This window comes from Solwaraspora sp. WMMD937, assembly GCF_029581175.1.
In the GTDB taxonomy this organism is placed as follows: domain Bacteria; phylum Actinomycetota; class Actinomycetes; order Mycobacteriales; family Micromonosporaceae; genus Micromonospora_E.
This window is the reverse complement of the sequence record NZ_CP120738.1, coordinates 2,021,911-2,039,016: the sequence shown is the minus strand read 5'-3', so window position 1 is coordinate 2,039,016 and position 17,106 is coordinate 2,021,911. Positions and strand designations below refer to the sequence as shown.

The 17,106-nt window shown below is 68.1% G+C and carries 21 protein-coding genes; all 21 read right to left on the bottom strand.

Annotated features, from left to right (window positions below; translation table 11 throughout):
• On the bottom strand, window positions 1-570 hold the full coding sequence (gene rplE / locus O7621_RS08720) for a 50S ribosomal protein L5 (protein WP_278173693.1): 570 nt from the start codon (window positions 568-570) through the stop codon (window positions 1-3).
• Entirely contained in the window at window positions 570-890 is a 321-nt protein-coding gene (rplX, locus tag O7621_RS08715) for a 50S ribosomal protein L24 (protein WP_123606138.1), read from the bottom strand. The genes rplE and rplX overlap by 1 nt, the downstream gene beginning before the upstream one ends.
• A complete protein-coding gene (rplN, locus tag O7621_RS08710) occupies window positions 887-1,255 on the bottom strand; it encodes a 50S ribosomal protein L14 (RefSeq protein ID WP_123606139.1) in 369 nt (122 codons plus the stop codon). Before rplN ends, rplX begins: the two co-directional genes overlap by 4 nt.
• A gap of 131 nt (window positions 1,256-1,386) precedes the next feature.
• Window positions 1,387-1,677: a 30S ribosomal protein S17 gene (rpsQ, locus tag O7621_RS08705; RefSeq protein ID WP_123606140.1), complete on the bottom strand. Its 291-nt coding sequence runs from the start codon at window positions 1,675-1,677 to the stop codon at window positions 1,387-1,389.
• On the bottom strand, window positions 1,674-1,910 hold the full coding sequence (gene rpmC, locus O7621_RS08700) for a 50S ribosomal protein L29 (RefSeq protein WP_278173689.1): 237 nt from the start codon (window positions 1,908-1,910) through the stop codon (window positions 1,674-1,676). Before rpmC ends, rpsQ begins: the two co-directional genes overlap by 4 nt.
• Complete coding sequence (rplP, locus tag O7621_RS08695) at window positions 1,910-2,335, bottom strand: 50S ribosomal protein L16 (RefSeq protein WP_123606142.1); 426 nt, start codon at window positions 2,333-2,335, stop codon at window positions 1,910-1,912. The genes rpmC and rplP overlap by 1 nt, the downstream gene beginning before the upstream one ends.
• Before the next feature lie 3 nt (window positions 2,336-2,338).
• Window positions 2,339-3,205, bottom strand: coding sequence for a 30S ribosomal protein S3 (rpsC, locus tag O7621_RS08690; RefSeq protein WP_278173687.1), 867 nt, complete (start codon window positions 3,203-3,205; stop codon window positions 2,339-2,341).
• A complete protein-coding gene (gene rplV, locus O7621_RS08685) occupies window positions 3,205-3,759 on the bottom strand; it encodes a 50S ribosomal protein L22 (RefSeq protein ID WP_282233528.1) in 555 nt (184 codons plus the stop codon). The genes rpsC and rplV overlap by 1 nt, the downstream gene beginning before the upstream one ends.
• Before the next feature lie 37 nt (window positions 3,760-3,796).
• Entirely contained in the window at window positions 3,797-4,078 is a 282-nt protein-coding gene (gene rpsS / locus O7621_RS08680; protein WP_123606145.1) for a 30S ribosomal protein S19, read from the bottom strand.
• Between the two features lie 17 nt (window positions 4,079-4,095).
• The gene (gene rplB, locus O7621_RS08675; RefSeq protein ID WP_278173683.1) at window positions 4,096-4,935 is read right to left on the bottom strand and encodes a 50S ribosomal protein L2; all 840 of its coding nucleotides are present in this window, start codon (window positions 4,933-4,935) and stop codon (window positions 4,096-4,098) included.
• A 12-nt stretch (window positions 4,936-4,947) separates the two neighbouring features.
• Entirely contained in the window at window positions 4,948-5,250 is a 303-nt protein-coding gene (gene rplW, locus O7621_RS08670; protein WP_278173680.1) for a 50S ribosomal protein L23, read from the bottom strand.
• The gene (gene rplD / locus O7621_RS08665) at window positions 5,247-5,906 is read right to left on the bottom strand and encodes a 50S ribosomal protein L4 (RefSeq protein ID WP_282233527.1); all 660 of its coding nucleotides are present in this window, start codon (window positions 5,904-5,906) and stop codon (window positions 5,247-5,249) included. The genes rplW and rplD overlap by 4 nt, the downstream gene beginning before the upstream one ends.
• Window positions 5,903-6,568 carry a 50S ribosomal protein L3 gene (rplC, locus tag O7621_RS08660; protein WP_282233526.1) on the bottom strand — a complete coding sequence of 222 codons (666 nt, stop codon included), beginning with the start codon at window positions 6,566-6,568 and terminating at the stop codon, window positions 5,903-5,905. The genes rplD and rplC overlap by 4 nt, the downstream gene beginning before the upstream one ends.
• 10 nt (window positions 6,569-6,578) lie before the next feature.
• Window positions 6,579-6,887, bottom strand: a complete 309-nt coding sequence (gene rpsJ / locus O7621_RS08655) for a 30S ribosomal protein S10 (protein WP_007073037.1) — start codon at window positions 6,885-6,887, stop codon at window positions 6,579-6,581.
• 407 nt (window positions 6,888-7,294) lie between these two features.
• A complete protein-coding gene (gene tuf, locus O7621_RS08650; RefSeq protein WP_123606150.1) occupies window positions 7,295-8,488 on the bottom strand; it encodes an elongation factor Tu in 1,194 nt (397 codons plus the stop codon).
• Window positions 8,489-8,675: 187 nt separating this feature from the next.
• The gene (gene fusA / locus O7621_RS08645; protein ID WP_282233525.1) at window positions 8,676-10,772 is read right to left on the bottom strand and encodes an elongation factor G; all 2,097 of its coding nucleotides are present in this window, start codon (window positions 10,770-10,772) and stop codon (window positions 8,676-8,678) included.
• 67 nt (window positions 10,773-10,839) lie between these two features.
• Window positions 10,840-11,310, bottom strand: a complete 471-nt coding sequence (rpsG, locus tag O7621_RS08640; protein ID WP_278112081.1) for a 30S ribosomal protein S7 — start codon at window positions 11,308-11,310, stop codon at window positions 10,840-10,842.
• A gap of 1 nt (window position 11,311) precedes the next feature.
• Window positions 11,312-11,686 (bottom strand): 30S ribosomal protein S12, encoded by a 375-nt coding sequence (gene rpsL / locus O7621_RS08635; RefSeq protein ID WP_123606153.1) that lies wholly within the window; start codon window positions 11,684-11,686, stop codon window positions 11,312-11,314.
• A 467-nt stretch (window positions 11,687-12,153) separates the two neighbouring features.
• On the bottom strand, window positions 12,154-12,528 hold the full coding sequence (locus tag O7621_RS08630; RefSeq protein ID WP_282234502.1) for a hypothetical protein: 375 nt from the start codon (window positions 12,526-12,528) through the stop codon (window positions 12,154-12,156).
• Window positions 12,529-12,741: 213 nt separating this feature from the next.
• Window positions 12,742-13,107: a hypothetical protein gene (locus O7621_RS08625; RefSeq protein ID WP_282233524.1), complete on the bottom strand. Its 366-nt coding sequence runs from the start codon at window positions 13,105-13,107 to the stop codon at window positions 12,742-12,744.
• Window positions 13,108-13,189: 82 nt separating this feature from the next.
• A complete protein-coding gene (locus O7621_RS08620) occupies window positions 13,190-17,077 on the bottom strand; it encodes a DNA-directed RNA polymerase subunit beta' (RefSeq protein ID WP_282233523.1) in 3,888 nt (1,295 codons plus the stop codon).
• Between the last annotated feature and the right edge of the window lie 29 nt (window positions 17,078-17,106).

Genomic DNA, 17,106 nt, shown 5'->3' with positions numbered 1-17,106 from the left:
TCAGTTCTCCTTGAACGGGAAGCCCAGGAGCTTGAGCAGCGCCCGGCCCTCGTCGTCGGTCTTGGCGGTGGTCACCACCGTGATGTCCATGCCCCGGGTGCGGTCGATCCGGTCCTGGTCGATCTCGTGGAACACCGACTGCTCGGTGAGCCCGAAGGTGTAGTTGCCGTTGCCGTCGAGCTTGCGACCGTCCAGCCCGCGGAAGTCCCGGATTCGGGGCAGCGCGATGGACAGCAGCCGGTCCAGGAACTCCCACATCCGGTCACCGCGCAGGGTGACCTTCGCGCCGATCGGCATCCCCTCGCGGAGCTTGAACTGCGCGATCGACTTGGTCGCCCGACGCACCTGCGGCTTCTGACCGGTGATGGTGGCCAGGTCACGCATGGCACCGTCGATCAGCTTGGCGTCCCGGGCGGCCTCGCCGACACCCATGTTCACGACGATCTTGACGAGCCCCGGAACCTGCATCGGGTTCGCGTACTGGAACTGCTCACGCAGCTGCGCGATGGTCTCCTCGCGGTACCGCTGCTTGAGGCGCGGCGCCGGCCTGGTCTGGGTAGCGGTGGTCATCACAGGTCCTTACCGTTGCTACGCGCGATTCGCACCTTCTGGCCGCTGTCGTCGAACCGGTAACCGACCCGGGTCGGCTTGCCGTCGGAGTCGAGCACCTGCACGTTCGAGACGTGGATCGGAGCTTCCTGGGTGACGATGCCACCGGTCTGTCCGCCGCGCTGGGTGGTCTGGATGCGGGTGTGCTTCTTGATCCGGTTCACGCCTTCGACGAGGACCTTGTCCTGCCGTGGGTAGGCCGCGATGACCTTGCCCTTGGCACCCTTGTCCTTACCGGCGATGACGACGACCGTGTCGCCCTTCTTCACCTTCACGGTCACAGCACCTCCGGCGCCAAAGAAATGATCTTCATGAACCGCTTGTCCCGCAGCTCACGCCCGACCGGGCCGAAGATGCGGGTACCGCGCGGGTCCCCACCGTCCTTGATGATGACGGCAGCGTTCTCGTCGAAGCGGATGTACGACCCGTCCGGCCGCCGCTTCTCCTTCGCGGTCCGGACCACGACGGCCTTCACCACGTCGCCCTTCTTCACGCCGGCGCCGGGAATCGCGTCCTTGACCGTCCCGACGATCACGTCGCCGATGCCTGCGTAGCGCCGACCGGAGCCACCGAGCACCCGGATGCACAGGATCTCCCGGGCACCCGTGTTGTCGGCGACACGCAGTCGCGACTCCTGCTGGATCACGTCTATCTCCTATGTCTGCCAGTCCTCCGGTCACCCGGAGCTTGGAAGAACCTGGTCCGCGCTACGCGCGGGCTGCCATCCGGACCCGACCGACCCGAACGCCGCGCGACGGCGGCGGACGGGTCGCCCGGCTACTTCGCCTTCTCGAGGATCTCGACGACCCGCCACCGCTTGGTGGCGGACAACGGCCGGGTCTCCATCAGCAGCACCCGGTCACCGACCCCGCACGCGTTCTGCTCGTCGTGTGCCTTCAGCTTGCTGGTACGGCGCATGACCTTGCCGTACAGCCGGTGCTTGACCCGGTCCTCGACCTCGACGACGACGGTCTTTTCCATCTTGTCGCTGACCACGAGCCCTTCGCGAACCTTGCGGCGGGCCCGGACGACCGTTGCGCCCTGCTCGGGGGCGGTGTTCTCACTCATGATGCAGCCACCTCAGTCGGCGCGGCGGAGAGTCCCAACTCACGCTCACGCATGATCGTGTAGATCCGGGCGATCTCCCGACGGATGACCTGCAGCCGGCGGTTGTTGTCCAGCTGACCGGTCGCGGCCTGCACGCGGAGGTTGAACAGCTCCGCCTTGGCCTCCCGCAGCTTCGTGACCAGCTCCTCCTCGGAGAGTTCACGCAGCTCGGCGGCCGAAACGCCCGCTGCCATCAGCTTTCACCCACTTCGCGCGTCACGATGCGGCACTTCATCGGGAGCTTGTGGATCGCACGACGCATCGCCTCACGCGCGATCTGCTCGTTCGGGAAGGACATCTCGAAGAGCACCCGTCCCGGCTTGATGTTGGCGACCCACCACTCGGGCGAGCCCTTACCGGACCCCATCCGGGTCTCGGCCGGCTTCTTGGTCAGCGCCTGGTCGGGGAAGACCGTGATCCAGACCTTGCCACCACGCTTGATGTGGCGGGTCATGGCGATACGGGCCGACTCGATCTGACGGTTGGTCACATACGCCGGCTCGAGCGCCTGGATACCGAACTCGCCGAACACCACCCGGGTGCCGCCCTTGGCGGCGCCAGTACGGCTCGGGTGATGCGGCTTGCGGAAGCCCTTCGGGGGCTTGCGCGGGATCAGCATCTGTCAGCCCTCCTGCGCTGAGCTGTCCGCTCCGGCCGAAGCGGCCGGAGTGGCCGGCGCGGCATCAGCCGGCGCGGCACTGCTGGTCGTGGTCGACGGGCCACCGGAGATCTCCGCGGCGGCCGCCCGGCCGGCCTCGGTGCCACCGGCGGTCGTCCCGCTGGAGCCGGAACGCCCGCGACGGGGCCGGTCCGGCCGCTCCCGGCGGGGACGGCTGGGCGCCTCGGCCGGAGCCTCCCGCCCCGGGACCGCGTCGCCCTTGTAGATCCACACCTTGACGCCGATGCGGCCAAAGGTGGTCCGAGCCTCGAAGAAGCCGTACTCGATGTTGGCCCGCAGCGTGTGCAGCGGCACCCGACCCTCGCGGTAGAACTCGGTACGGCTCATCTCCGCACCGCCGAGCCGGCCGGAGACCTGCACCCGGATACCCTTGACGATCGGGTTCTTCATCGCCGACTGCATGGCCTTGCGCATCGCCCGCCGGAAGCTCACCCGGCTGGCCAGCTGCTCGGCGACGCCCTGCGCGACCAGCTGTGCGTCCGACTCGGGGCTCTTCACCTCGAGGATGTTCAGCTGCACCTGCTTGCCGGTGAGCTTTTCCAGCTTGCCCCGGATCCGGTCCGCCTCGGCGCCTTTGCGGCCGATGACGATGCCCGGGCGGGCGGTGTGGATGTCGACCCGGACCCGGTCACGGGTCCGCTCGATGTCCACCTTGGAAATACCGGCACGCTCGAGACCGCTGGACATCATCCGGCGGATCTTGACGTCCTCGGCGATGTAGTCCTTGTACAGCTTGTCCGCGTACCAGCGCGACTTCCAGTCGGTCGAGATGCCGAGCCGGAACCCGTGCGGGTGAACTTTCTGCCCCATTACTCGGCACCCTCCGTGCTGCTCTGCTTGCCGCCGGCCGGCTCGTTCGCGGTCGTGCCGCCCTGCGCCGTGCTCTCGGTCTGCTCCACGGCCGCCGGCTGCGCGTCGGTCGCTGCCGCCTCGGCCGGCTGTGCCTTCTTCGCGGCCTTCGCCGGCTGGGCCTTGGCCGCCCGCCGCGTCGGCTTCGCCGCAGCGACGGCCTCCACCGCGATGGTGATGTGGCAGGTCCGCTTACGGATCCGGTACGCCCGGCCCTGCGCCCGTGGCCGGAACCGCTTCAGCGTCGGACCCTCGTCCACGAACGCCTCGCTGACCAGCAGCGCGTCGGGGTCCAGCTGCTCGTTGTTCTCGGCGTTGGCGATCGCGCTGGCCAGGACCTTGTACACCTGCTCACTGGCGGCCTGCGGCGCGAACTGCAGGACGGTGAGTGCCTCCTTCGCGGGCAGACCGCGGACGAGGTCGACCACCCGACGCGCCTTCATCGGCGAGATGCGCACGTACCGCGCAACCGCCCGCGCGCCCGGAAGCACCGGAGCGTCGCCCTTCACTGGCATCGCTGTAACCCCTTGATCCTCTATCCGTGCCCGCGACTCAGCGCCGACGGCTCTTGCGGTCGTCCTTCTCGTGACCCTTGAAGGTGCGGGTCAGGGCAAACTCGCCGAGCTTGTGCCCGACCATCGACTCGGTGATGAACACCGGGACGTGCTTGCGCCCGTCGTGCACGGCGATCGTGTGCCCGAGCATCTCCGGGGTGATCGTCGAGCGCCGCGACCAGGTCTTGATGACGTTCTTCGAGCCCTTGTCGTTCTGCGTCTCCACCTTCTTCATCAGGTGGTCGTCGACGAACGGGCCCTTCTTCAGGCTGCGAGGCATGTGCTACCAGACTCCTTCTAGCCGCGCTTGCGGGTGGCGTAGCGGCGGCGGACGATCAGCCGGTCACTCGGCTGGCCCTTACGACGGGTCCGGCCCTCCGGCTTGCCCTTCGGGTTCACCGGGTGGCGACCACCGGAGGTCTTGCCCTCACCACCACCGTGCGGGTGGTCGACCGGGTTCATCGCGACGCCACGGACGGTCGGGCGCTTGCCCTTCCACCGCATGCGGCCCGCCTTGCCCCAGTTGATGTTTGACTGGTCGGCGTTGCCGATCTCGCCGATGGTGGCCCGGCAGCGCACGTCGACCCGGCGGATCTCGCCGGAGGGCATCCGCAGCGTCGCGTAGGCACCCTCCCGGCCGAGCAGCTGGATGCCGGTGCCGGCCGAGCGGGCCAGCTTGGCGCCGCCCCCCGGCCGCAGCTCCACACCGTGGATGGTGGAACCGACCGGGATGTTGCGCAGCGGCAGGTTGTTGCCGGGCTTGATGTCGGCCCCGGGACCGGACTCGACGGTGTCGCCCTGCTTCAGGTCCTTCGGCGCGATGATGTAGCGCTTCTCGCCGTCGGCGTAGTGCAGCAGCGCGATCCGGGCGGTCCGGTTCGGGTCGTACTCGATGTGCGCGACCTTCGCCGGTACGCCGTCCTTGTCGACCCGCTTGAAGTCGATCAGCCGGTACTGGCGCTTGTGGCCACCGCCGTGGTGCCGGGCGGTGATCCGGCCGTGCGTGTTCCGACCGCCCTTCTTGGGCAGCGGCACCAGCAGCGACTTCTCCGGCGTGGACCGGGTGATCTCGGCGAAGTCGGCGACGGACGAACCACGGCGGCCCGGCGTCGTCGGCTTGTACTTACGGATTGGCATTGTCTACACCCCTCAGCTGACCGGGCCGCCGAAGGCCTCGATACGGTCACCGTCGGCCAGCTTCACCATCGCCCGCTTGGTCGCCTTGCGCTGACCGAAGCCGGTCCGGGTGCGCTTGCGCTTGCCTTCGCGGTTGAGCGTGTTCACGGTCAGCACCCGGACGTCGAAGATCTGCTGGATCGCGATCTTGATCTGGGTCTTGTTGGCGTCCGGGTGGACCAGGAACGTGTACCAGTTCCGGTTGAGCTCGGCGTAGCTCTTCTCCGAGACCACCGGCGCCACGATGATGTCGCGCGGGTCGGCAATCGTGCTCACTTGTCGCCCTCCTCGGTCTGCGCCGGAACACCGAGGAACTCGTCGAGAGCTCCCTTGGTGAAGACCACGTCGTCGGCGACCAGCACGTCGTACGTGTTGAGCTGCCCCACCTCGATGAGGTGCACCAGCGGCTCGCTGTTGCGCAGGTTGCGCAGCGACAGCCAGTTGAGCTCGTCGGTCGCGCTCAGCACGACCAGCACCCGCTTGGCGGAGCTGACCTTGCGCAGCGTGGCGAGGGCGCTCTTGGTCGACGGCTTTTCACCGGTGACGAACGCCTCCACGACGTGCAGCTGCCCGGCCCGCGCCCGGTCGGAGAGGGCGCCGCGCAGCGCGGCGGCCTTCATCTTCTTGGGGGTCCGCTGGCTGTAGTCACGCGGCACCGGGCCGTGCACCACGCCACCGCCGGCGAACTGCGGCGCGCGGATCGAGCCCTGCCGGGCCCGGCCGGTGCCCTTCTGCTTGTACGGCTTCTTGCCGCCGCCGGCGACCTCGCCGCGGGTCTTGGTCTTGTGGGTACCCTGCCGCGCGGCGGCGAGCTGGCCGACCACGACCTGGTGCATCAGGGCGATGTTGGCCTGTACGTCGAAGACCTCGCCCGGCAGGTCGACGGTGCCGCTCTTGGCACCCTCGGGGTTGATCACGTCAACGGTGGTCATTTGGCGGCACCGCCCTTCTTCGCCTGCGCCTTCGCCGCGCTGCGGACCAGGATCAGCGCGCCCGCCGGGCCCGGGATCGCGCCCTTGACGAGCAGCAGGTTGCTCTCCGGGTCGACCGCCTGCACGGTGAGGTTTTGCACGGTGTAGCGCACGCTGCCCATGCGGCCGGCCATCCTGACGCCCTTGAAAACGCGACCCGGGGTAGCGCAGGCGCCGATCGAGCCGGGCGAGCGGTGCTTGCGCTCGACACCGTGGCTGGCCCGCAGGCCGTGGAAGCCGTGCCGCTTCATGACACCGGCGAAGCCCTTGCCCTTGGTCCGGCCGGTGACGTCGACCCGGGCACCCGGCTCGAAGGTCTCGACGGTGATTTCCTGGCCCAGCTCGTACTCGCTGGCGTCCGTGGTGCGCAGCTCGACCAGGTGCCGCCGCGGTGCCACGCCGGACTTGGCGAAGTGACCGGATTCCGGCTTGTTCACCTTGCGTGGGTCGACCGCGCCGAACGCGAGCTGGACCGCGGCGTAACCGTCCTTGTCGGCGGTCCGCACCTGGGTCACCACACACGGGCCGGCCTGCACCACCGTCACCGGGACGACCCGGTTGTTGTCCCAGACCTGGGTCATGCCGAGCTTGGCGCCCAGGATGCCCTTCACTTGCCTGTCCATTGTCCGGTCCCTACAGCTTGATCTCGATGTCGACGCCAGCCGGCAGGTCGAGGCGCATCAGCGAATCGACCGTCTTCGGAGTCGGGTCGATGATGTCGATCAGACGCTTGTGCGTGCGCATCTCGAAGTGCTCGCGCGAGTCCTTGTACTTGTGCGGCGAACGGATGACGCAGAAACGGTTGATCTCAGTGGGCAGCGGCACCGGGCCTGCGACCTGAGCGCCGGTGCGCGTCACCGTCTCGACGATCTTCCGCGCCGAGGAGTCCACGACCTCGTGGTCATAGGCCTTGAGCCGGATGCGGATCTTTTGTCCCGCCATGGTGGCTTCTGTTCCTTCTCTCTCCGCCCGCAATGGAGCCCGCTCGCCGGAGCGGATGCCGCCGGTCGGACCCCGGCGCTGCCGTTTCATTTCGGTGTCCGACCCCCGCGGTCGGGCGTGTCGCAACCGCTGACCAGGCTCCGCCCCGGGACTCCGGAGCTATCTGGCCCCACGCGGAGACGATCCCCACCGCTGAGGTCTTGGGCACCGGGCCAGGCCAGCGGCATCGCCACCCCGGTCGGCGAAACGGCGAAGCCGTACGCTGCCGAACAGTGCGGGTGCCGCGGCGAATCTGCCCCGGACGCCGTGCGAGGGTGGCTGACTGCCGGGCAGCCAGCCACCCTACGCGGACGCAACCTGACTAGTATGCCGTACCGAGGTACGGCAAGGCCAATCGGGTTACCAGTTCACTTGATGATCTTGGTGACCCGGCCGGCGCCGACGGTGCGGCCACCCTCCCGGATCGCGAACTTGAGGTTCTCCTCCATGGCGATCGGCTGGATCAGCTTCACGCTCATCGAGGTGTTGTCACCGGGCATGACCATCTCGGTGCCTTCCGGCAGCGTGACCACGCCGGTCACGTCGGTGGTCCGGAAGTAGAACTGCGGACGGTAGTTCTGGAAGAACGGGGTGTGCCGGCCGCCCTCCTCCTTGGAGAGGATGTAGACCGTCGCCTCGAACTCCGTGTGCGGGGTGGTGGTACCCGGCTTGATGACCACCATGCCGCGCTCGACGTCCTCGCGCTTGATACCACGCAGCAGCAGACCGACGTTCTCACCGGCCCGCGCCTCGTCGAGCAGCTTGCGGAACATCTCGATACCGGTGCAGGTGGTCTTCATCGACTTCTCACGGATGCCGACGATCTCCACCTCCTCGTTCGGCTTGAGCACGCCACGCTCGGCGCGACCGGTCACCACGGTGCCCCGACCGGTGATCGTGAAGACGTCCTCGATCGGCATCAGGAACGGCTTCTCGGTCTCCCGCTCAGGCTGCGGGATCGCGGTGTCGACCGCGTTCATCAGCTCCATGAGCTTGTCGGACCACTCCTGGTCGCCCTCCAGCGCCTTCAGCGCGGAGACCCGAACCACCGGCAGGTCGTCGCCCGGGTACTCCTGGGCCGACAGCAGCTCACGGACCTCGAGCTCGACCAGCTCGAGCAGCTCCTCGTCGTCGACCATGTCGCTCTTGTTGAGCGCCACGACGATGTACGGGACGCCGACCTGACGGGCCAGCAGCACGTGCTCGCGGGTCTGCGGCATCGGGCCGTCGGTCGCCGCGACCACCAGGATCGCGCCGTCCATCTGCGCGGCACCGGTGATCATGTTCTTGATGTAGTCGGCGTGCCCGGGGCAGTCGACGTGCGCGTAGTGCCGCGCCTCGGTCTGGTACTCGACGTGCGCGATCGAGATCGTGATGCCGCGGGCCTTCTCCTCCGGCGCCTTGTCGATCTCGTCGAACGGCGTGTACGGGTTGAGGTCCGGCATCCTGTCGTGCAGGACCTTGGTGATGGCCGCCGTCAGCGTCGTCTTACCGTGGTCGATGTGACCAATGGTGCCGATGTTGACGTGCGGCTTAGTCCGCTCGAACTTCGCCTTCGCCACTGGTGTCCTCCTGTGGACTTCTTGGTTCGTACGCCCGGCGCGCCGTTCGGCGCTTAGGACTCTGTCGACAGCCTTTCCGGTCCGGTGTCGGCGACCGGGAAGTGCTCGGGTCTTGCGGCGGTCACGCCTTCAGGCCCGGTATGCAGTTCGCCCGAGACGGGCCGGGGAGGGTCAACTCCCCGACCTGTTACTCGCCCGTCGCCTTCGCGATGATCTCCTTTGCCACGCTCTGCGGCACTTCGGCGTAGGAGTCGAACTGCATGCTGTAGCTCGCCCGGCCCTGGGTCTTCGACCGCAGGTCGCCGACGTAGCCGAACATCTCCGACAGTGGCACCAGGGCACGGACGACGCGGGCTCCGCCGCGCTCCTCCATCGCCTGGATGATGCCACGCCGGGAGTTGAGGTCGCCGATGACGTCACCCATGTTCTCCTCGGGAGAGGTGACCTCAACGGCCATCATCGGCTCGAGCAGCGCCGGATCCGCCCGACGGGCGGCCTCCTTGAGCGCCATCGAGCCGGCGATCTTGAACGCCATCTCGGACGAGTCGACCTCGTGGTACTGCCCGTCGACCAGGGTCAGCTTGACCCCGACCAGCGGGAAGCCGGCGAGGATGCCGTACTGCATGGCGTCCTGGGCACCGGCGTCGACCGACGGGATGAACTCCCGCGGCACCCGGCCACCGGTAACCGCGTTGGCGAACTCGTAGGTCGGCGCCTCGTTGTCCAGCGGCAGCGGCTCCAGACTGATGATCACCCGAGCGTACTGGCCGGAACCACCGGTCTGCTTCTTGTGGGTGTACTCGACCTTCTCCACCTTCCGGCGGATGGTCTCCCGGTACGCCACCTGCGGCTTGCCGATGTTGGCCTCGACGTTGAACTCGCGGCGCATCCGGTCGACCAGGATGTCCAGGTGCAGCTCGCCCATGCCGGCGATGACCGTCTGCCCGGTCTCCTCGTCGTTCTTGACGCGGAAGGTCGGGTCCTCCTCGGCCAGCCGCTGGATCGCGGTGGAGAGCTTCTCCTGGTCGGCCTTTGTCTTGGGCTCGATCGCCACCTCGATGACCGGCTCCGGGAACGTCATCGACTCCAGGATGACCGGGTTCGCCGGATCGGACAGGGTGTCGCCGGTGGTGGTCTGCTTCAGGCCCTGGACGGCGATGATGTCGCCGGCGATCGCGGTCGCCCGCTCCTCACGCTTGTTCGCGTGCATCTGGTAGATCTTGCCGATCCGCTCCTTGCGGTCCTTGGTGGAGTTGATCACCTGGGACCCGGAGTCCAGCGTGCCGGAGTAGACCCGTACGTAGGTCAGCTTGCCGAGGTGCCGGTCGGTCTGGATCTTGAACGCGAGGCCGGAGAACGGCTCGGTGGTCGACGGCTTGCGCAGCATCGGCGTCTCGCCGTCCGTGGCGGTGCCCTCGATCGCTGGCACGTCCAGCGGCGACGGCAGGTAGTCGACCACCGCGTCCAGCATCGGCTGGACGCCCTTGTTCTTGAACGCCGAGCCGCACAGCACCGGGTTGCCCTTGTCCGCGAGGGTGGCCCGGCGAATCGCCGCCTTGACCTCCTCGACCGACAGCTCCTCACCCTCGAGGTACTTCTCCATGATGGAGTCGTCCACGTCGGCGAGGGTCTCCAGCAGCTTCTCCCGCCACTCGGCGGCCGAGTCGGCGAGGTCGGCCGGAATCTCCTCGACCGCGTAGTCCTCGCCCTTCATCGTCTCGCCACGCCAGGTGAGCGCCCGCATCTCGACCAGGTCGACGACGCCGATGTGACCGCTCTCGAGGCCGATCGGAATCTGCAGCACCAGCGGGGTGGCGTTGAGCCGGTCCACCATCATCTGCACGCAGCGGAAGAAGTCGGCCCCGGTCCGGTCGAGCTTGTTGACGAAGCACATCCGGGGGACCTTGTACTTGTCCGCCTGCCGCCACACGTTCTCGGTCTGCGGCTCCACACCGGCCACGCCGTCGTAGACCGCGACCGCACCATCGAGCACCCGCAACGACCGCTCGACCTCGACCGTGAAGTCGACGTGGCCCGGCGTGTCGATGATCTGGATCGTGTGGCCCTTCCACTCGCACTTGGTGGCGGCGGAGGTGATGGTGATGCCCCGCTCCTGCTCCTGTTCCATCCAGTCCATGACGGCAGCGCCCTCGTGGACCTCACCGATCTTGTACGTGATACCGGTGTAGAACAGGATCCGCTCAGTGGTGGTGGTCTTACCGGCATCGATGTGCGCCATGATGCCGATGTTGCGTACCTTGGCGAGCGCGTCTACGGCGGCCACTTCAATCCCTACTTCGTCTCGTCGTCGACTGTGTCTGCGCGGCTATGCCGGCGGGCATGACAGCGGCCTACCAGCGGTAGTGGGCGAAGGCCTTGTTGGACTCCGCCATCTTGTGGGTGTCCTCGCGGCGCTTGACCGCCGCGCCGAGACCGTTGCTCGCGTCCAGCAGCTCGTTCATCAGCCGCTCGATCATCGTCTTCTCCCGGCGGGCCTTGGAGTACTGGACGAGCCAGCGCAGCCCGAGGGTGGTCGCCCGGGACGGGCGAACCTCGACCGGCACCTGGTACGTCGCGCCACCGACCCGGCGGCTACGGACCTCCAGGGTCGGCTTCACGTTGTCCATGGCGCGCTTGAGGGTGACGACCGGGTCGGTACCGGACTTCTCCCGGCAGCCCTCCAGGGCGCCGTAGACGATCCGCTCGGCTAGCTGACGCTTGCCCCGCAGCAGGATCTTGTTGACCAGCTGGGTCACCAGCGGGGAGTTGTACACCGGGTCCGCGACCAGGGGGCGACGCGGAGCAGGGCCCTTACGCGGCATCTCAGCTCTTCTCCTTCTTCGCGCCGTAGCGGCTGCGAGCCTGCTTGCGGTTACGGACACCCTGGGTGTCCAGCGAACCGCGGACGATCTTGTAGCGGACGCCCGGGAGGTCCTTCACCCGGCCGCCGCGCACCAGCACGATGGAGTGCTCCTGCAGGTTGTGGCCGACGCCGGGGATGTAGGCGGTCACCTCGATCTGGCTGCTCAGCTTCACCCGAGCGACCTTGCGCAGCGCGGAGTTCGGCTTCTTGGGGGTGGTGGTGTACACACGGGTGCACACGCCACGACGCTGCGGGCTGCCCTTGAGCGCCGGCGTCTTGGTCTTGCTCGTCTTGTCCTGGCGGCCCTTACGGACCAGCTGCTGGATCGTTGGCACCGGGTTCCTTTGCTCCCTCCGGCCACACAGGCGGCCGCACTTTTCCTCAGCCGCCCCGCAGGCCGACTCTCCTACACTCCGACCGGCCACCCGCCAGGGCACCGGCACCCGCGGTCGGGCGTGTCGCCCGCACACGGACCCCGGCCGTCAGCTGTCAACCACCGGGATCTGCACTCCGCCGTTGCGCTGCTCGATGACCATCGGCTGGATCGGGCGCACGCACGACTTGCCCGGGCAGGCCGGGCACAAGAGGGTAGAGTACCCACCACGCGCGCGCAGGTCAAAACGGCGGCACCGAACTCCTGACCCCGGCCCCGCAATCGCGGAACCCGAACCCCGGACCTCGGATCGGCCGTCTGTCTGCTCCGCCCGCAGCGGACCGCTCCGGTCACCAAGTGTACCGGTTCGCCCGGCCGTCGGCCCGACGGGCGGCGTACTGGGCACTGGCCGGATGCATCCGGCGAATGTCAGCCGGCGACCAGCAGGAGCGCGACGGCAAAGCTGAACAGGGTCACCGCCAGCCCCACCCCGCCGCAACTGATCCCGGCGATCGCCAAACCGCGGCCGGTGAACCGCACCGCCGGCGGTGGCGCGGTCTGCCGGACCTGGCGCAGACCGAGCAGGCCCAGGCCGACGGCCGCCCCTCCGAAGGCGACGCCGAGCAGGGTGAACGCCCCGGCGGCCCAGCCGCCCCAGCCACCGTCCGCGCCGGCCACGCCCAGGCAGCCGACGGTCAGCGAGACCAGCACCGAGATGACGCCGGCGATCAACGACGTCACCGCCAGCCCGGACACCACCGGCGGCACCTCCAGATGCACCAGCCCGAAACTCGTGCCGGGCACCTGCTCCACCCGCCGTGGGGACAGCCGTCCCTCCGGCGGTGGCGGGGCCACCGGTCGGGCACCGGGCGGCGGCCCGGCCGGTGGCACTGCGGTCCCGTACCCCGAGGGCTGGGTCACCTGCGTTCCTCCTCGTCCTGCGGCCGGCCCAGCCGGTCGTCCGTGACCAGCCGGTGACTCGGCCCGGTCGCCCGGGCCGGCCCGGTGCCGCTGCGGTCAGTCGATGCCGGGGTCGAAGTCCTGCCCGACCGGACCGGTGGCCCAGTCGAAGATGCCGAACACCAGCGCCAGGGTCAGCGTCACCGCGGCAAGGAGCAGGCCCGTCCAGGCCAGGCGTTCGCCGCGGCGCAGCCAGCCCGTCCCGGTCAGGTAACCCCGCGACGAGTACGCCTCCCGGCGTGCCTGGTTGGCCAGCAGCAGCGCCACCACGGCCGGCACCACGCCGCCGACCAGCAGCCCGGTGAGCGCCGCGACCAACCCGAGCGCGAAGACAGCTCCGGCCTTGGTGGACCGCACCGGGTCGGGGTCCGCCGGATGCCGTGGCGTCGGGTGCACGGCCTGGGGCACCGGGGTCACCTGCACGGTGCCAGCCTACAAGCTGAAGGCGCCTGCCCCGCCGCGGTCGCGGCGGGGCAGGCGCCCGGACAGTCGTACCAGCCGTTGATCAGCGGTAGGAACCGAAATCAAAGTCGTCCAGCGGTACGGCCTGACCGCTGGCCGGCCCGAACCCGTAGTCGGTCTCCGGGTAGCCGGTCATCGAGTAGACCTTCGCCTTCGCTTCCTCGGTCGGCTCGACCCGGATGTTGCGGTACTTGCTGATGCCGGTACCGGCCGGGATGAGCTTACCGATGATCACGTTCTCCTTGAGGCCGATCAGCGAGTCGCTGCGGGCGTTGATCGCCGCGTCGGTCAGCACCCGGGTGGTCTCCTGGAAGGAGGCCGCCGAGAGCCAGGAGTCGGTGGCCAGCGACGCCTTGGTGATGCCCATCAGCATCGGCCGACCGGCGGCGGGCTCGCCGCCTTCGGAGACGAGTCGGCGGTTCTCCGACTCGAAGACGGCGCGGTCGACGAGCACGCCGGGCAGCAGTTCGGTGCCGCCGGAGTCGATGACCGTCACCCGCTTGAGCATCTGCCGGATGATGATCTCGATGTGCTTGTCGTGGATCAGCACACCCTGCGAGCGGTAGACCTCCTGGACCTCCTGGGTCAGGTGGACCTGGACCGCCCGCGGGCCGAGGATCCGCAGCAGTTCGTGCGGATCGATGGTGCCCTCGGTGAGCTTCTCGCCGACGGTGACGTGGTCACCGTCGTGCACCCGCAGCCGGACCCGCTTGGATACCTTGTCGTGGACGATCTCGTCGCTGCCGTCGTCCGGGATGACGACAATCTTCCGGGACCGTTCGCCGTCCTCGATCCGCACCCGGCCCGGGGTGTCGGCGATCGGCGCCTTGCCCTTCGGCACCCGGGCTTCAAAGATCTCCTGCACCCGGGGCAGACCCTGGGTGATGTCCTCACCGGCGACACCACCGGTGTGGAAGGTCCGCATCGTCAGCTGGGTACCCGGCTCACCGATCGACTGGGCGGCGATGATGCCGACCGCCTCGCCGATGTCCACCGTCTTGCCGGTGGGCAGCGAACGCCCGTAGCAGGCGCCGCAGACACCCAGCTTGGATTCGCAGGTGAGCACGCTGCGTACCCGCACGTTCTCCACCCCGGCAGCGACCAGCTTGTCCACCAGGATCGAGTTGAGGTCCGCGCCGCGCTCGACCACGACCTCGCCGTCGGCGCCCTTGATGTCCTCGGCGAGGGTACGGGCGTGCACGCCGGTCTCGGCGAACTCGTGCACCACCAGCTTGCCGTCGAGCCGCTCACCGACCTGCATGGTGATCGCCCGGTCGGTGCCGCAGTCCTCCTCGCGGATGATGACGTCCTGCGACACGTCGACCAGTCGACGGGTCAGGTAACCGGAGTCGGCGGTCCGCAGCGCGGTGTCGGCCAGACCCTTACGGGCACCGTGGGTGGAGATGAAGTACTCCAGTACCGACAGACCCTCCCGGTAGCTCGACTTGATCGGCCGCGGGATGATCTCGCCCTTCGGGTTGGCCACCAGACCACGGATCGCCGCGATCTGCCGTAGCTGCAGCAGGTTGCCTCGAGCGCCAGAGTGGATCATCTTCCACAGCGGGTTCTCGTGCGGCAGCGAGGTCTCCAGATCCTTGGCGATCTCGTTGGTCGCCTTGGTCCAGATTTCGATCAGCTCACCGCGTCGTTCCTCGCCGGTCATCAGACCGCGCTGGTACTGCTTGTCGATCCGGGCAGCCTCCGCCTCGTACCGCTCCAGGGTCTCCTGCTTGTGCGGCGGCGCGACGACGTCCTGCATGCCGATGGTCACGCCGGACCAGGTGGCCCAGTGGTAGCCGGCCTCCTTGAGCCCGTCCAGGGTCGCCGCGAGGGCCACCTTCGGGAACCGCTCGGCCAGGTCGTTGACGATCGCCGACAGCTGGCTCTTGCGGACCTCGTAGTTGACGAACCGGTAGCCGACCGGCATGACCTCGTTGAACAGCACCCGGCCGAGGGTGGTGTCGACGATCAGCGGCGTACCCGGCTGCCAATCCTCAGGTGCTACCCAACGCGACGCGCCGGCACCGTTGTCGACCTCGACCACGCCGTGCAGCCGGATTCGGACCGGCGACTGCAGGTGCAGTTCGCCGTTGTCGAACGCCATCCGGGCCTCGGCGTCCGAGCTGAACACCCGACCCTCACCGGTCAGACCTTCGGTCCGGTGGGTGAGGTGGTACAGCCCAATGATCATGTCCTGGGTGGGCATGGTCACCGGCTTGCCGTCGGACGGCTTGAGGATGTTGTTCGACGACAGCATCAGGATCCGGGCCTCGGCCTGCGCCTCGGCCGACAGCGGTACGTGCACCGCCATCTGGTCACCGTCGAAGTCGGCGTTGAAGGCGGTGCAGACCAACGGGTGGATCTGGATCGCCTTGCCCTCGACCAGCTGCGGCTCGAACGCCTGGATGCCCAGCCGGTGCAGGGTCGGCGCCCGGTTGAGCAGCACCGGGTGCTCGGAGATGACCTCTTCGAGCACGTCCCACACCACCGGCCGCTGCCGCTCGACCATTCGCTTGGCGGACTTGATGTTCTGCGCATGGTTCAGGTCGACCAGCCGCTTCATCACGAACGGCTTGAACAGCTCCAGCGCCATCTGCTTGGGCAGACCACACTGGTGCAGCTTCAGCTTCGGACCGACGACGATGACCGACCGGCCGGAGTAGTCGACCCGCTTGCCGAGCAGGTTCTGCCGGAACCGGCCCTGCTTGCCCTTGAGCATGTCGGACAGCGACTTCAGCGGCCGGTTACCCGGGCCGGTCACCGGCCGACCGCGGCGGCCGTTGTCGAACAGCGCGTCGACGGCCTCCTGCAGCATCCGCTTCTCGTTGTTGACGATGATTTCCGGTGCGCCCAGGTCGATCAGCCGCTTGAGCCGGTTGTTCCGGTTGATCACCCGGCGGTACAGGTCGTTGAGGTCGCTGGTGGCGAACCGGCCACCGTCGAGCTGCACCATCGGGCGCAGGTCCGGCGGGATCACCGGTACGCAGTCCAGGACCATGCCCCCGGGCGAGTTCCGGGTGCTGAGGAACGCGGCGACAACCTTGAGCCGCTTCAAGGCCCGGATCTTGCGCTGGCCCTTGCCGCTGCGGATGATCTCCCGCAGGTTGTCCGCCTCGGCGTCCAGGTCCATGTGCTGCAGCAGGGTCTTGATCGCCTCGGCGCCCATCCCGCCGGTGAAGTACTCACCGAACCGGTCGCGCAGCTCCCGGTACAGCAGCTCGTCGGTGACCAGCTGCTTCGGCTCCAGCTTCCGGAAGGTGTCGAGCACCTCGTCGAGCCGGTCGATCTCCCGCTGCGCCCGGTCGCGAATCTGGCGCATCTCCCGCTCGCCGGACTCCTTGACCTTGCGGCGTACGTCGGCCTTGGCGCCCTCGGCCTCCAGCTCGGCCAGGTCGGCCTCCAGCTTGGCGGCCCGCTTCTCGATCTCCGAGTCGCGGCTGTTCTCCGACTGGCGCTTCTCCGCAAAGATCTCGTTCTCGATCGTCGACATGTCGCGGTGGCGCGCCTCGGCGTCCACCCCGGTCACCACGTACGACGCGAAGTAGATGATCTTTTCCAGGTCCTTCGGCGCCAGGTCGAGCAGGTAGCCGAGCCGGCTCGGGACGCCCTTGAAGTACCAGATGTGAGTGACCGGAGCGGCGAGCTCGATGTGCCCCATCCGCTCCCGACGGACCTTGGATCTGGTCACCTCGACGCCGCACCGCTCACAGATGATGCCCTTGAAGCGGACGCGCTTGTACTTGCCGCAGTAGCACTCCCAGTCCCGCTGCGGGCCAAAGATCTTCTCGCAGAAGAGCCCGTCCTTCTCCGGCTTGAGGGTGCGGTAGTTGATCGTCTCGGGCTTCTTGACCTCGCCGTGGGACCACTGACGAATGTCGTCGGCGGTGGCGAGACCGATGCGCAACTCGTCGAAGAAGTTGACGTCGAGCACGTTTCGTGTCCCCTATGTCGTCGTCGCTA

Coding starts and splice junctions, on each gene's coding strand:
- rplE (WP_278173693.1), bottom strand. CDS start 570: ATGACCACCGCTACCCAGACCAGGCCGGCGCCGCGCCTCAAGCAGCGG.
- rpsQ (WP_123606140.1), bottom strand. CDS start 1,677: ATGAGTGAGAACACCGCCCCCGAGCAGGGCGCAACGGTCGTCCGGGCC.
- rpmC (WP_278173689.1), bottom strand. CDS start 1,910: ATGGCAGCGGGCGTTTCGGCCGCCGAGCTGCGTGAACTCTCCGAGGAG.
- rplP (WP_123606142.1), bottom strand. CDS start 2,335: ATGCTGATCCCGCGCAAGCCCCCGAAGGGCTTCCGCAAGCCGCATCAC.
- rpsC (WP_278173687.1), bottom strand. CDS start 3,205: ATGGGGCAGAAAGTTCACCCGCACGGGTTCCGGCTCGGCATCTCGACC.
- rplV (WP_282233528.1), bottom strand. CDS start 3,759: ATGCCAGTGAAGGGCGACGCTCCGGTGCTTCCGGGCGCGCGGGCGGTT.
- rpsS (WP_123606145.1), bottom strand. CDS start 4,078: ATGCCTCGCAGCCTGAAGAAGGGCCCGTTCGTCGACGACCACCTGATG.
- rplB (WP_278173683.1), bottom strand. CDS start 4,935: ATGCCAATCCGTAAGTACAAGCCGACGACGCCGGGCCGCCGTGGTTCG.
- rplD (WP_282233527.1), bottom strand. CDS start 5,906: ATGACCACCGTTGACGTGATCAACCCCGAGGGTGCCAAGAGCGGCACC.
- rplC (WP_282233526.1), bottom strand. CDS start 6,568: ATGGACAGGCAAGTGAAGGGCATCCTGGGCGCCAAGCTCGGCATGACC.
- rpsJ (WP_007073037.1), bottom strand. CDS start 6,887: ATGGCGGGACAAAAGATCCGCATCCGGCTCAAGGCCTATGACCACGAG.
- rpsG (WP_278112081.1), bottom strand. CDS start 11,310: ATGCCGCGTAAGGGCCCTGCTCCGCGTCGCCCCCTGGTCGCGGACCCG.